General features: G+C 69.2%; 5 protein-coding genes. 1 reads left to right on the top strand and 4 read right to left on the bottom strand.

All coding sequences use genetic code 11. The features are described from left to right. From K9U37_RS09515 to K9U37_RS09500, 4 genes are all read right to left on the bottom strand, one after another. Nucleotides 1–1,764 carry a transposase gene (locus K9U37_RS09515; RefSeq protein ID WP_243071477.1) on the bottom strand — a complete coding sequence of 588 codons (1,764 nt, stop codon included), beginning with the start codon at nucleotides 1,762–1,764 and terminating at the stop codon, nucleotides 1–3. A gap of 409 nt (nucleotides 1,765–2,173) precedes the next feature. After that, the gene (gene acpS / locus K9U37_RS09510; RefSeq protein WP_243071476.1) at nucleotides 2,174–2,566 is read right to left on the bottom strand and encodes a holo-ACP synthase AcpS; all 393 of its coding nucleotides are present in this window, start codon (nucleotides 2,564–2,566) and stop codon (nucleotides 2,174–2,176) included. A gap of 9 nt (nucleotides 2,567–2,575) precedes the next feature. After that, nucleotides 2,576–11,854 (bottom strand): type I polyketide synthase, encoded by a 9,279-nt coding sequence (locus K9U37_RS09505; RefSeq protein ID WP_243071475.1) that lies wholly within the window; start codon nucleotides 11,852–11,854, stop codon nucleotides 2,576–2,578. Nucleotides 11,855–12,332: 478 nt separating this feature from the next. Further along, the gene (locus tag K9U37_RS09500) at nucleotides 12,333–13,055 is read right to left on the bottom strand and encodes a glycoside hydrolase domain-containing protein (protein WP_243071474.1); all 723 of its coding nucleotides are present in this window, start codon (nucleotides 13,053–13,055) and stop codon (nucleotides 12,333–12,335) included. Between the two features lie 215 nt (nucleotides 13,056–13,270). On the opposite strand from K9U37_RS09500, the gene K9U37_RS09495 reads away from it, so the two are divergent. Next, a complete protein-coding gene (locus tag K9U37_RS09495; RefSeq protein ID WP_243071473.1) occupies nucleotides 13,271–14,626 on the top strand; it encodes an MFS transporter in 1,356 nt (451 codons plus the stop codon). The last annotated feature ends 4 nt before the right edge of the window (nucleotides 14,627–14,630 follow it).

Genomic DNA, 14,630 nt, shown 5'->3' with positions numbered 1-14,630 from the left:
TCATGCGAACTCGTAGCGCACGGTGCGGCCGCCGAGCCAGGGGACGGAGGTGGTGGGCAGGTTGGCTTGGCGCAGTACGGGTGAGTAGGTGCGCCGGTCGAGGCGGACCACGATCTGGTTGCCGTGGTTGAGGATGTGCCCGCCGGTGGACAGGAACCGGCGTTGCAGGGTGTCGGGGGTGGCGGTTGCGTAGCCGGGGATGCGGCGGCGCAGGGCGGCGCAAAGGGTGTGGGCAAGGACGGTGAGCACGACGTCGAGGTCGATGTTGAGGGGGACGGCTCCGGTGAGGGAGTCCAGGTGGAAGGAGCGGATCGCTTCGGCGAGGCGTTGCTCGATGTTCATTCTGCGGGAGTAGGTCTCGATGACCTGTTTGGCGGGCATCGAGTGCTGGTTGGTGATCAGGATGGTGGGCTCGTCGTGGCCCAGGCCGGCGACGGCGAGTTGACGCAGCGTGCCGGGGTAGGTCGATAGTCGCGCGGCGGGGTCTTCGATCATCTGGACGCGGCGGGTTCGGCCGCCGGCGCGGGCCACGGTCAGCTTCGTCCAGGCGCTGGTGGGTAGCGCGTGCAGGTGGGCGGTGAGTTTGGGGGTGCGGGCGCGCAGGGTGATGAAGCCGATGCCGCGCTGGGTCAGTTCGCCGAGCTGGGTTTGGGTGGTGACCTTGGAGTCCATGACGAGCAGGGCGGGGTGGGTGCCGGTGACGGTTTTCCAGTGCTCGGCGAAGTCGAGGACCTCGTTGTTCTGGGTGGCTTTGACGAGGTCGGCGTTGGCGTAGAGCAGGGCGTGGGAGTCGGCGTCTTCGGCGAAGAAGGTCAACACGCTGCGGGTGCGTTGCGAGCGTGAGGGCACGTAGTGTTTTTCCAGCGCGGCGTCCTCACCCCAGTGCATGACGGCATGGAAGTCCAGGTTCAGCACCTCGCCGGTGGCCAGGCCCGCGGCGACGGAAGCCTTGTCCAACGCGGTCAGGAACTTCTTCTGCTTGGCGTGTTGCAGGCGGTAGGAGTACGTGGTCAGCGCGGTCGTCTTGGGCAGGGCGGTGAGCCCGGTGAACAGCGCGGCGCCGGGGTCGGCGGCCAGATCGTGCACGTGGGAGACACGGCGGGTGCCGGTGAGCTTGACCGCCAGCAGAGCGAGCAGGTAGTTGATCGCGGGGATGTCGCGGGTGCCGGGGTAGCCGGCGGCGGTGACCAGTGCGGGCAGGTCCACGGCGAGCAGGTCGGGCAGCACGAGCAGCAGCCCGGCCATCCGGGTGGGCGCGTCGGTGGGCAGCTGGGCGTAGTCGTCGGCGGCCAGTGCGCGGGCCCGGGGCAGGTCTTGGCGCCGGGGGCCGCCGCGGGCGGCGTCGGGCCGGCGCCAGATCCGGGGTAGGCCGGCCTCGTTGATGACCTCGCTGATCCCGGTGCGGTTCAACCCGATGCCCTCGGCGGCCAGCTCGGCGGCGATCTCATCGATGGAGTACCCCTGCGCGCGCAGGGCGATGATCCGGGTCCGGGCGGCGTCTTTGCCGGGTGCGGTCTTGGGGCCGGGACGGGCATCGAGGAAGAAGTTCTTCGCCCCGGCGCGGAAGTCGGCCACCGCCGAGTGCAGCCCGGCGGTGGTGTAGCCGAACCGCTCGGCTACGGCCGCGGCGGGTTCACAGTCGAGCAGATAGGCCCGCAATGCCTCGTAGCGGGTCTGCGGGCCCACGGCGGGGACGGCGAAGAACTCGCCACCCACCCGGGCTGCTTGCGGGGCATTCGCTGACTGGTCGATACTGATAGTCAACCGTGCTCGGTCACGGCGATCAAGGACCTGCGAACGCGTGTCGCCCGACTCGGGGGTTGATCGCGCCAGAACCCTTGAAATAGCAGCAATGTAGTTCCAGTTGCCGTCGGTTGACATTCGGGTCCTTCGACCGGATGGGATCAGTGCCAGCCGGGTATTAACTGATCAGTCAGCGATATGCCTTCACTATGTCGCGCCGCGATCACATCACCGCGCACCGAATCGCCTTGCTACGCAACCCATCCAAACCTGGCGACGCCATCAGCTACGATCTGCGCGAACCCACGATCAGATAATCACCGCTCCGCGAAAATCGGCATTAGCGGGTCGCCCTCCCCCGGCGAGCAGACACAAAAGCACCCGACACGCCGAGGACAAGGGAACATTTGCGTCTGCTCGCGGGAAGAGGTCAAGCCGTCTCGAGGATGGCCACCGCGGCGGCGGTGTCGCCCTCGTGGGTCAGCGACACGTGGATGGTGACATCGGCCAGGTGCTCGGCGATGGCGCCCGTCAGCCGGACCTTGGGCCTGCCCCACATGTCGGTGACCACCTCGATGTCGCGGTGGATACCCTCCGGCAACACCGGACGCTGGGCGAACCGCGATCCCGACCAGGCCTTGATCACCGCCTCCTTGGCGGCCCAGCGGGCGGCCAGGTGCCGCGCCGCGACCGAGCTCTTGTCGGCCGCGTCGCGGCGCTCACCCGGGGTAAACGTCTCGGCGAACACCGTTCCCGGCTGGCCGACCTGCTCGGCGAATTCGGGAATGGAGACCACATCGATCCCCACCCCGACTATCGCCACGAGCAGACCTTATCGCGCGTATACGTCGTCATCGCCCAACCGCGACGCCGGGTCGAGCAGCATCGCCGCCTCCTGGCGCTTCTCCGGCGCATCGTGGTCGAACCGGCGATCGGCGGGCTTCTCGTACATCGGCCGTCCACCGGCGATGGCCGAGGCCAGCCGGCGCTGACCGGCCAGCACCCGCTCCTGGGCACGCTTGGTGTAGTCCGCCCGCTCCTGCTCGCTCAGCGAGGCCAGGAATGCCTGCGGGTGAACCAGCGCAACCAGACCCGACACGTGACCGAAGCCCAGGCTGGTGACCAGGCCCGCCTTGAGCGGGAACTTCTCGCCCAGCCGCAGGGTCTCGCGCGCCCAGACGAAGTGGCCGGAGGTGGCCAGCTCGTCGTCCACGCAGTCCAGGCTGCGGTTCGGCGGGATGACGCCGTCACGCAGGATCTGGCACAGACCCATCATCTGGAACACCGCGGCACCACCTTTGGCGTGGCCGGTGAGGCTCTTCTGCGACACGACGAACAGCGGCGCCCCTGCCGAGCGACCCATCGAATCGGCCAGCCGCTCGTGCAGCTCGGTCTCGTTGGGATCGTTGGCCAGCGTGGAGGTGTCGTGCTTGGAGATGACCGCGATGTCGTCGGGACCAACTCCCAGCTTGGCCAGCGAACGCGCCAGCACCGACTCCTTGCCGCCGCGGCCGGCGCCCAGCGCGCCCAGCCCGGGCGCCGGGATCGAGGTGTGCACACCGTCGGCGAAGCTCTGCGCGTAACCGACCACGGCCAGCACCGGCAGACCCATCCGCAGCGCCAGGTCGCCCCGGGCCAGCAGGATCGTGCCGCCGCCCTGGGCTTCCAGGAAGCCCAGCCGGCGCCGGTCGTTGGAGCGGGAGAACTTCGAGTCGCTGATGCCCTTGGCACGCATCGTCTCGGTGTCGGCGGTGGCCGCCATGTCACCGAAGCCGATGATGGCCTCCAGCGTCAGGTCGTCGAAACCGCCTGCCACCACCAGTTCGGCCTTGCCGAGGCGGATCTTGTCCGCACCCTCCTCGACCGACACCGCCGCGGTGGCGCACGCGCCGACCGGGTGGATCATCGAGCCGTAGCTGCCGACGTAGGACTGGATGACGTGCGCGGCGACGACGTTCGGCAGGACCTCCTGCAGGATGTCGTTGGGCTTGGCCCGACCGAGCAGGTTGCCGTGGTACATCGTCTGCATCGACGTCATACCGCCCATACCGGTGCCCTGGGTGCAGGCCACCAGGCTCGGGTGCACCCAGCGCATCAACTCCTCGGGGGTGAAGCCGGAGGACAGGAACGCGTCGACGGTGGCGATGATGTTCCACAGCGCCACGCGGTCGATCGAGCTGGCCATGTCCGGCGTGATGCCCCAGACCGTCGGGTCGAAGCCGGTCGGGATCTGAGCACCCACCGTCCGCGACAGCTTGGTCTTGCGCGGCACGCGGATCTCGGTGCCCGCCTTGCGGATCACCTCCCAGTCCGACGAGTCCGGCGCGGGCCGGGCAACGGTGTGCTCGGGGTCGAACTCGACGAACGCGCGTGCATCGGCCTCCGAGGAGACGACGAAGCTGAAGTCCTTGTCCAGGAAGACACTGACCAGCAGCGGTGAGGCGTGGTCGGGGTCGATGGCCCCGTCGTCGACCAATGCGCGGATGCCGCAACGCTCGACGACGGCGTCGTGATACCGCTCGACGAGCTCGGACTCGTCGACCAGCTCGCCGCTCGCGGTGTCGTACCAGCCCGGCTTCGGATCGTCCTCCCACTTGATCAGGCCTGTGGTCCAGGCAAGTTCGAGAACACCGGCGGCCGACAGTTCGTTGTCGACCTCCATCTCGAAGCGGGTGCGCGACGAGCCGTACGGGCCCAGTTCCGCGCCGCCGACGATGACCACCAGGTCAGCCGGGTCGACGTCGAGGTCGGCCCATGCCGGTGGGGTCGAGGCGGTGTAACCGCGCGGCGGGGACGGCAGGGCCGCGATGGTGCCGGCGGCCGGCTCGTCGCCGGAGGCATCCGCCGATTCGGCGGCCATCTCCTCGCGGGACTTGGCGGCCAGCTCGGCCATGTCGAGCTCGACGTCGCCGAGACCACCGGTCAGGTCGACCTTCAGCGGCGTGCGGGCGGCGGCGACCTTGGCCTCGACGGTGCACAGGTCGAGCAGCATCGCAGCCATCTCGGCCGTGGTGTAGGTGGTGACCCCAGCTTCCTCGACCGCGCCGACGATGGCGTCGTTGTGCCCCATCAGTCCGGTGCCCTTGGTCCAGCCGATCAGCGCGTGGGCGAGGCTGACCCGCTGCGCCCAGGACGACTCGGCGTTCCAGCGGGTGACCACCGCGTCCAGTGCGGACTTCGACTCGCCGTAGGCGCCGTCACCGCCGAACATGCCGCGGTTGGGCGAACCGGGGAGCACGACATGCAGACGCGAGGCGATGTCACGCTCGGCGCCGATGGACGACAGCCCACCGATCAGCCGCTCGACGGCCCACAGCAGGACCTTCATCTCCATCTCCGAGCGTGAGCCGGCCTCCGAGAGGTCACCGGCCACCCGCGGCGCCGCGAACGGGAACAGCAGCGTCGGGTTCTGCGCGTCTTTGACGTGAATCGACTGCGGCCCAAGGCTTTCGGTCTGCTCACTGCCGACCCACGACACCAGGGCGTCGATGTCGGCGTAGGACGCCATGTTGGCCGGGACCACCCACAGCGACGCGCCGTAGCGCGCGTGGTCGCGGTAGACCTTCTTGTAGAAGTCCAGCCGGTCGTCGTTGAGCCTGGAGGTGGTCGCGATCACCGTCGCGCCACCGTCGAGCAGTTGGCCGACCACCGACGCGGCGATCGAACCCTTGGACGCACCGGTGACCACGGCGACCTCGTCGCTGTAGCGACCCTTGGCGGGGTTCTCCGCACCGGCGGCGATCCGCCCGAACAGCGAGGCGTGGATGGTGCGCCCGGCGGCAAGCGCCTTGCCCTGCCACCAGCCGGCCTGGGTGGCCACCACGTGACCGGCACCCTCGAAGCGCTCCGAGAGCCGCGCCCAGTCGGCGTCGATGTCACCCTCGTCGGCCAGCCACAGCTTGACCAGATCCTCACGTGCGCTGGCCCAGCGGTCGTCGAGCAGCACCGCCTTCCGAGCGTCGAACGACGGTGCGACCAACCGCGGCCAGTCCGAGCCCAGCTCGGAGGTCACCAGGTCGATCAGTTCGGCGTCGCTGGCAGCCGGCAATGCGGTGACCGGGGTGTCCAGGCTGAGCTGGCCCAGCACCAGGCGCGCGGCCGTCGCCAGCACACCGTCGCGGCCGGTGACCTTCTCGGCGAACTCACCGAGCGCGGCCGAGTCGACCACGCCACCGCCGGCGGCACCGGCCGACGGCAGCGACACCGCGACGCCCTTGCGGGCCGCCACCGAGGCGACCGCGACATCGATGGCCCTGTCCACAGCGCTGGCGTCGGCCAGCGCACCTTCGTGCAGGCCGCCCAGCGAGCCGCCGCGAACACTGGTGCCCTCACGGGTGCCCAGCGCGAGCTCGGCGGTGACGTGCTTGACCCAGCCGTCGCCGAGCTCCCACGTCTTCTTGATCCGCTCGGCGATGGCCGCCGGCCGCTTGCCGGACGGGCCGAGCACCGTGCGCAGCTGATCGTTGATGGCATCGGAGAGCACCGGGCCGAACGGCTTGTAGGTGCGGGCCAGCTTGGAAACCTGACCCTTCAGCGATGCCAGGTCGGCCTCGGCGGCACCGTCGATGGCGCCGAGGTTGAGCTCCGAGCCCAGGTCGACCAGCAGCTGGTTACGCCGCGAGGACGCACCGTCGGTGATCGACTCGATGGAGTCCAGCGGCTCGATCTGGTCGATGCGCATCTTCGCGCTCAACGCGATGAGCGCCAGCGTGGCATCACCCGCGTCGAAGGCGATGTCGTCCGGGCGGGGGCCGCCGGAGGGCGCGGCCGCCGGGGCCGGCGCGGGCGCGGCCTCCACCGCTGCGGGCTCGGCGGTCGCGGATTCCGCCGGGGCGGCCGGCTCGTCCTCCGACTCGGGGTCGGTGTCGGTGGCGAACAGCACCGCGGCGTCACGCTCGGAATTGAGCACTTCCACTGTGCTGTGGGCGTATTCGGGCAGCTTCAGGGTGTTGGTCGCCAGGCCGGCGACGGTCGGCGCGGATTTCACGCCGATCTCCACGAAACGCTCGACGCCCAGACCGCCGGCAGCCTCCTCGATGAACAGCAGGTCCTGGGTCTCGATCCAGCGCACCGGGCTGGCGAACTGCCAGGCCAGCAGTTCGACGACGATCTTGCGGCACAGCGCACGCGGCTTCTCGTTGCGCCAGGTGTCGTAGTCGGCGAGGACCTCGTCGAGCGGCTCGGCGGGCACCAGGTCGCGGATCTCCTGGACGAAGTCGCGATCCAGCGTGAACGGCCGCGGCACCAGGTTCGGGATGTAGCGCCCGACGATCAGTGCCGGGTCGGCGTCCTGCGGCATGACGCGTTCCAGCGCCCGGCGGAAGTCGTCGACGCCGACCCGCAGCACGTTGGAGTGGAACGGCACGTCGATGCCGGGAACCAGGATGAACGAGCGCCTGCCGCCGGAGATCTCCCGACGCCGCTCGACCTCCTCCTCGAGCGCCTCCAGACCGCGCACCGTGCCGGCGATCGCGTACTGCGAGCCACGCAGGTTGAAGTTCACGATTTGCAGGAATTCGCCTGTGCGCTCGGCAATTCCGTCGACGAAAGCCTTCACCTCCGCGTCGGGCAGGTCGATCTGCGACGGGCGGATGGCGGCCAGCCGGTAGTTGGACCGGCCGAGCTCGTCGCGCGGCACGATGTCGTGCATCTTGCTGCCGCGGTGGAACACCACCTCCAGCAACGCCTCCAGCTCGTAGACGCCGGACACGCACGCCAGCGCGGTGTACTCGCCGACGGAGTGACCGCAGGCGATCGCGCCCTCGACGAACGCGCCCTGCTCACGCATCTCGGCGACCTGCGCGGCCGCCACGGTGGCCATGGACACCTGGGTGAACTGCGTCAGGTATAGCACGCCTTCGGGGTGCTGGTAGTGCACGCCGGCGGCGATGAGGCTGGTGGGGTTGTCCCGCACCACGTGCAGCACCGAGAAGCCCAGGGTGTCGCGGGTGAACTTGTCGGCGGTGTCCCACACCTTGCGGGCCGCCTTGGACCGGGCGCGGACCTCCATGCCCATGCCCTTGTGCTGGATGCCCTGGCCGGGGAAGGCGTACACCGTCCTGGGCGCCGCCAGCCGGGCGGTGGCGCTCATGACGAGGTCGCTGGCCCCACCACTCCCCCCAGTCGCTTCGCTCCCGCCCCGCCGGACCTTGGCCGTAACCTCCAAAACCTCTGCGCCCAGGTCGATTCCGACCCGGTCGACCCGGAAGTCGATCTCGTCGCCGGGCTTCACCATGCCCAGGAAGCGGGCGGTCCAGCCGATCAGCTTGGCCGGCGGGACCGGCTTGCCGTCGGTGGCGGTGACGACGTGTTGGGCCGCGGCCGACAGCCACATCCCGTGCACGATGGGCGAATCGAGGCCGGCCAGCAGCGCGGCGGCCTGGTCGGTGTGAATCGGGTTGTGGTCACCGGAGACCACGGCGAACGGCCGCATGTCGACCGGGGCGCCGATGGTGACGTCGCGACGACGACGACGCGGGGTGTCGGTGGCATTCTCCGAGACCGCTCCCCCGGCGCGCACCGGGTCGGTCAGCTCGGCCGGACCGGTGCGCCCGCGGATCGCAAAGCGCTCCTCGAGCACGGCCAGGATGAGACCGTTGGCGTCGGTGACGTTGACAGTGACCGGGACGACGCGGCCGACCTCGGTGTCGGTGGCCGCCGAAGCCGTTGCGGTGACAGTCAATTGGGCCTTGTCCTTGGGCAGCGGCTTGAGCAGCCGTGCAGCGTGGTCGAGGTGTACCAGGCTGAGCAGACCCTCGACGACCGGGAAGCCGGTATCGGTGACCGCCGCGCCGATCGCCGCGAACACCGCCGGCCAGCAGTGGCCGACCAGCGCGTCGGGAACCACGGAAAGCGTTGGCGCCAAAGGCGCTCCGAAGGTCGCCGTGACACCGGTGTGGTCGGCGACCCGCTCCGGATCCCACTCGACGCTCACCGTGGTGGAGCCGTTGACCACCGGCGGCAGGGCGTCGGGCCCGTCGACCCCGGCGGCGATGGCCAGCACCGCACGCATCGCGGCCGCAGCATCCTCGGTGCGGACCACCGGAGCTCCGCCGTCGACCACCGTGGCGGGCAGGGTGAAGGCGATGTCGATCCAGGTGCCCGACAGCGGGACGCTCAGGACCACCCGGTCAGGCCCGGTGACCTCCAAGCGCGCACCGGTGGAATGGTTTGTCGCAGAACGGTTGTCATGGGCAATCCACGCCGATGGCGCGGCGATACGGTGCACCGGGTTGGTCGCGGTGCGACCGGCCCACAGCACGTCCGGGGAGTCCAGCACGATGGTCAGCGGGCCGGCCACATCGGTGCGGACCTGCAGCCGCGAGGCCACCGGGGCGGGCGACGCACCCGAGGCCAGCACCTGGTCGACGGCGGCCTTCTCGAAGCGGTCGAGCAGCTCGCCCACCGGTTCGTCGACGCGGGTGATGCCGGCGACAGCCGCGGTACCCGGGATGACGCAGACCTGGTCGGCGGTGTAGCGGGAGTCGTGGGCCTGCCACAGCGAGTCGCTGCGCCACCAGCGGCGGACGTCCTTGTCGATGACCGGCACGAAGTTCACCGGCTTGCCCGGCGTCTTGCACAGCTGGATGAAGAACGGGACATCGGCGGGATGCAGCAGCACCGACTCGGCATCGGGATAGCGGGCAACCAGCGCGGCGATGGCCTGATCGGGGTTCTCCAGCAGCCACTCGCCGTCCGGCGAGGCCGCGTCGAACAGGGTCTCGATGGTGCCGCTGTCGACGGGATTGAGCCGGGCCTCGGCGCGCTGGAGCATCTGGGCGAACCGGTCGCGCCAGGTGATGTCGAGCCACGGCGAGTCGTCGCTCTTGGTGTCGGCGGTGGAGTCGCCCGCGCCGATCGCCAGTTCGACGTAGCGCCGCAGCCACTGCAGGTAGGTCATGTCTGCGACGTCGCCGAAGTACGGCTTGGCCGTCGTTGCCATCGCGGCGATGATCTCGTCACGGCGGGCCGCGACCGCCTCAGCGTCACCGGCGACCTCGTCGAGCAGCCGGCCGCAACGGGAGGCGGCGTTGTCGATCTCGTGGATGTCGGCCCCGAGCTGGCTGCGCCCGGATGCCATGCCGTTCACCGCTTTTCCGGCGCCGACCCACTGGTCGGCGCCCACGGTGTCGACCAGCAGCTGCTTGACCGCCGGCGAGGTGGTGGCCTCCAGGCACGCCATCGCCGCGGTGCCCACCAGGATGCCGTCGACGGGCATCAGCGGGTAGCCGTAGGCCTCGGCCCAGCGGCCGGACAGGTACTCCGCGGCACGCTCGGGCGTGCCGATGCCGCCGCCGACGCAGACCGTGATGTTGGACCGGCCGCGCAGCTCCGAGTACGTGCTCAGCAGAAGGTCGTCGAGGTCCTCCCAGGAGTGGTGACCACCGGCGCGACCGCCCTCGATGTGGACGATGACCGGCTTGGTGGGCACCTCGGCGGCGATCCGGATGACCGAACGGATCTGCTCGACGGTGCCGGGCTTGAAGCACACGTGGGCGATGCCGACGGTGTTGAGCTCGTCGATCAGCTCGACGGCCTCTTCGAGTTCGGGGATGCCGGCGCTGACCACCACGCCGTCGATCGGCGCGCCGGACTGGCGGGCCTTCTGCACCAGGCGCTTGCCGCCCAGCTGCAGCTTCCACAGGTACGGGTCGAGGAACAGCGAGTTGAACTGGATCGCCCGGCCCGGCTCGAGCAGGGTTTCGAGTTCGGCGATGCGCTTGTCGAAGATGGCCTCGGTGACCTGGCCGCCGCCGGCGAGCTCGGCCCAGTGCCCGGCGTTGGCCGCCGCGGCGACGATCTTGGCGTCGACGGTGGTCGGCGTCATACCGGCCAGCAGGATCGGCGAGCGGCCGGTGAGCCGGGTGAACTTCGTCGACAGCTTCACCGAGCCGTCCGGCAGGGCGACCACGGACGGGGCATAGCTCGACCACGGCTTGGCCACCTCGGGCACGGCGCCGACGGTGAACAGGTTGCGCTGGCCGCCGCGGGTGGCGGCAGGCACGATGCCGACGCCGAGGCCGCGGATGACCGGGGCGGTGAGCCGGGTCAGGATGTCGCCGGGGCCCACGTCCAGGATCCAGCGGGCGCCCGCGTCGTGCAGGGCGGTGACCTCCTCTACCCAGTCGACCTGCTGGACCAGGATGGCGTCGGTCATGGCGCGGGCCAACTCGACGTCGAGGCCGACGGCCTCGGCCCAGCGGGCCACGATGTCGATGCCGTCGGACAACCGCGGGCTGTGGAAGCCGACCTCGACCTGAACGGGGTCGAAGACCGGATTGAACACCGCGCCGCCACGCAGCTTGTTCTTGCGTTCGGCGGCCTCGGCCTCGGCGACCTGCTCGCAGTACAGCTCGAACCGGGACAGTTGTTCGGGGGTTCCGGTGATGACGACCGAGCGACGGCCGTTGCGGATCGACAGCACCGGAGGAAGCACGGTACGGACGTCCTGAGCAAACTCCTCGAGCAGCTCGTAGATGCGCTCGGGCTCGGCTTTGGTCACCGACACCATCGGCGGACGGTCACCGAGGATGGAAATGCCACGCCGGCGGGCCACCAGGGTCCCGGCGGCGCCGATCAGTTGGGCAAGCGCGAGCAGCTGGACGTCCTTGGCGCCGGCGGCCCGCAGCGCCTCGACGGCCAGCACGCCCTGCGAGTGCCCTGCCACGGCCACCGGCGGGTTGGCGGTCAGGTCCAGACCCTGGCGGGCCAGAGCGCGCACGGCGGCGATCTGGGTCAGCAGGACGCCGGGCACCGAGACGGCCGCGGAGGTCAGTTGCTTGGCCGCGGGAACCGGCTCGTCGGCGGCCAGCCCGCGGACCCACCGCAGCGGCTCGAAGCCGATCGGGCGGACGACGACGAGTTCGGCGTCGACCGGCTCCAGCAGCAGCTCGGCCTCACCGGCCAGGGTGGCCAGCTCGGATTCGATGCCGGCTGCGGTCACCAGCTCCTCGAGGGTCTCCAGCCAGGCGCTGCCCTGTCCGCCGAACGCCGCGGCGTAGGGCTCGCCGGCGTTGAGACGGTCGACCAGTGCGTGGGTGGTGGTCTCCTTGGCATCGCCGCGCCGTGAACCATCACCCATGGACAGCCTGTCGTGCTCGTGGATCGTCACCTTGGTCTCTCTTCCTCAATGCTCGTCGTCGTCGCGTTTCGCTTCGTGTGCCTGGGCGATTCCCCGTCGAATCACGGCGTCCGGCGCGCTCCCCTCGTGCAGTGGGTCAGCGGAGCACCGGATGCACTAAGAGTGGCATAAGGACAAGCATCATTTTCCTGCGGATATGGGTTACTGACGAGTACTACGCGCCGGTAACAGGGCCGCGGGTAACGCACCGTCGAACGGGCTCCCGGAAGAACCGGGACAAACGTCCTGCTGGCAGGTGGTTACGCTCGAGTAGGACCAACTGCGCTGATCAAGGCACGATTGTTATCGAATCGTTATCTAGGAATTTCCTGTCAGCCGAGATCTGCACGTCGTTCCGGCCAAGCACTTGCTCGGTTTTTCAGTCCACGACCATTCACCAAAATGGCGTCTCCGAGTTTGCGGGCAAATCCTTACTTGCCGGTAACATTTTCCGACTTTCGAATTCTTCTCAGTCCCACTGACCGAATCGGGGCTGGATGATGTAGTTCAGGTCGACGCCCACGCCGGCAACCTTGCGCTTGTCGATCTCGACCTGGTGCAGGTGTGCCGCGGGATGGGTGTACCCCTTCGGCGACCCCCAGTTGTGCTGCCAGAACCACGACCCGACGCCGTCCTGGAGCGCCCAGTCGATGGTCTTGGAGTTGGCGTACACACCGACCCGCTGGTGCCCGATCACCGACTCCCACGACTTCAGATACGGCGCGACCAGCTGCTTGTACTGGTCGTAGGAGGGATCGTCGTCGATGGAGACGTAGATCGGTGCGCCGATCGGACCCCCGGCGGCGGTGTGCAGCTGCCAGCCCCGTTTGGCGTGGGTGATGCCGGCCGCCGCGCCGCCGAGCCAGTCGGCGGTGTCCTGCTTGCCGAACTGGTAGTTGGACACGATCTTCAGTCCGGCCTGGTAGAGGTCGCGGGCCTCGGGCAGCTGAATCGGCTTGCCCAGCATCCAATCTCCACCCGGGCGGCGGTCGGAGACGTAGCGGATGGCCCCCATCGCGCCGGACGCCTTCAGGTCAGCGGCGCTGATGACGCCAGCGGCATAGTCCAACAGCACCCCGAGGGGTGCGGCGGACGCCGTCGAGGGTGTGAGCGCCGACATCAGAGCTCCCAGACCCAACGCGGCCGGGGTTGCGGCGGCAAACTTCAGCACGTCGCGGCGCGACACGGACACGCGCCTCAGAATATGACAACTACCCCATAGACCACATCATCGACACTGGTCACATCTGTATCACTTCGCGATAGGCCCAGATGTTGCGCGCCGCGACCCCTGACACGTCGGCCAGCTCAGACTGAACTTGGGTCGCCAGGAGATGATCGAGGGCAAGTCGTGTCAGCGCTGCCACGGGTCATCGATGAAGTGGTCGAAGAGGGAAGGCGAGGGCGGTGCGGGCCTGGATTGTCTGGTCGACGGGACTGCTGGCCTACGTCGTGGCCGTCCTGGACCGAACCACGATGGGCGTCTCCGGCCTCGACGCGGCCAAGCGCTTCGCCGCCAGCCCGGGCGTGCTCTCGACGTTCGTCGTCCTGCAGGTGATCGTCTACGCCGCCGCTCAGATCCCCGCCGGGGTGTTGCTGGACCGCTTCGGCTCCAAGGTGATGATCCTGTCCGGGGGCACCCTGATGGTCATCGGCCAGCTGTCGCTGGCGTTCACCGAATCGCTCCCCACCGCGATCGCGGCGCGTGCGGTGGTCGGACTGGGTGACGCCTTCACCTTCATCTCGGTCCTGCGTCTGGTCCCCTGTTGGTTCACCGTCCGCCAGATCCCCCTGGTCACCCAGTTGACCGGCATCTCGGGTCAGCTCGGCCAGGTGCTGTCGGCCGTCCCGTTCCTCGGCCTGCTCATCGGCTCGGGGTGGACGACGGCCTATACCTCGGTCGCAGCGCTGGGCGTGCTGTCGCTGGTGCTGACCCTGCTGCTGGTCAAGGACACCCCCAGCGGCGCCGTCGTGCGCAGGCCGGTGAGCGGACTGCGCGAAACCCTGGGCGGCGTCAAGACAGTGTGGATGCGGCCCGGCACCCGGCTCGGCTTCTTCACACACATGGGCACGCAGTTCTCGGTGACCGTCTTCGCGCTGATGTGGGGTGTTCCGTATCTGACTGTGGCGCAAAATCTTTCGCGCAGCGCGGCGGGGACGCTGCTGATTGTCTCGGTGGTGTCGGCGATCGTGTCCGGTGTGGTCATCGGCATTCTTACCGGCCGCCACCCGCACCGCCGGTCGTGGCTGGTGCTGGGCATCATCGCCAGCAACGCCCTGATGTGGACGGTGGTGCTCGCGATGCCGTCACCGACCCCGCACTGGCTGCTGGCGGTGCTGGTCGTGGTGATCTCGGTCGGCGGTCCGGGCTCGATGGTCGGCTTCGACTTCGCCCGCACCTTCAACCCGCAGTCGACGCTGGGCACCGCCCAGGGGGCGGTGAACATGGGCGGCTTCCTGGCCTCGCTGCTGGTGATGCAGGCGATTGGCGTGATCGTCGGGGCGGCCGGCGGGTACTCGTTCGGGTCGTTCCGCCTGGCGTGGTCCGTGCAGTACGTCGTCTGGGCGGTGGCCGCGGTCGGCATTCTCGTCACCCGCAAGAAGGCCCGCCGCACCATCGGCGACATCGAGGAGAGCAGGTACCTGCTGGAGTTCTTCAGCGACACCGAACTCGAGCCGGTCGACGGCCCGCGCCGCTCGTCGATAGCCCCTGAGCCGGGGACTTCCGGCCCTGCTGTTCCGTCGCCGGACGCGACACACTGATCAT

It is taken from the genome of Candidatus Mycolicibacterium alkanivorans (genome assembly GCF_022760805.1).
Taxonomy (GTDB): Bacteria; Actinomycetota; Actinomycetes; order Mycobacteriales; family Mycobacteriaceae; genus Mycobacterium; species Mycobacterium alkanivorans.
Note: the sequence above shows the minus strand (reverse complement) of the source record. Positions and strands in the feature narration are given on the sequence as shown.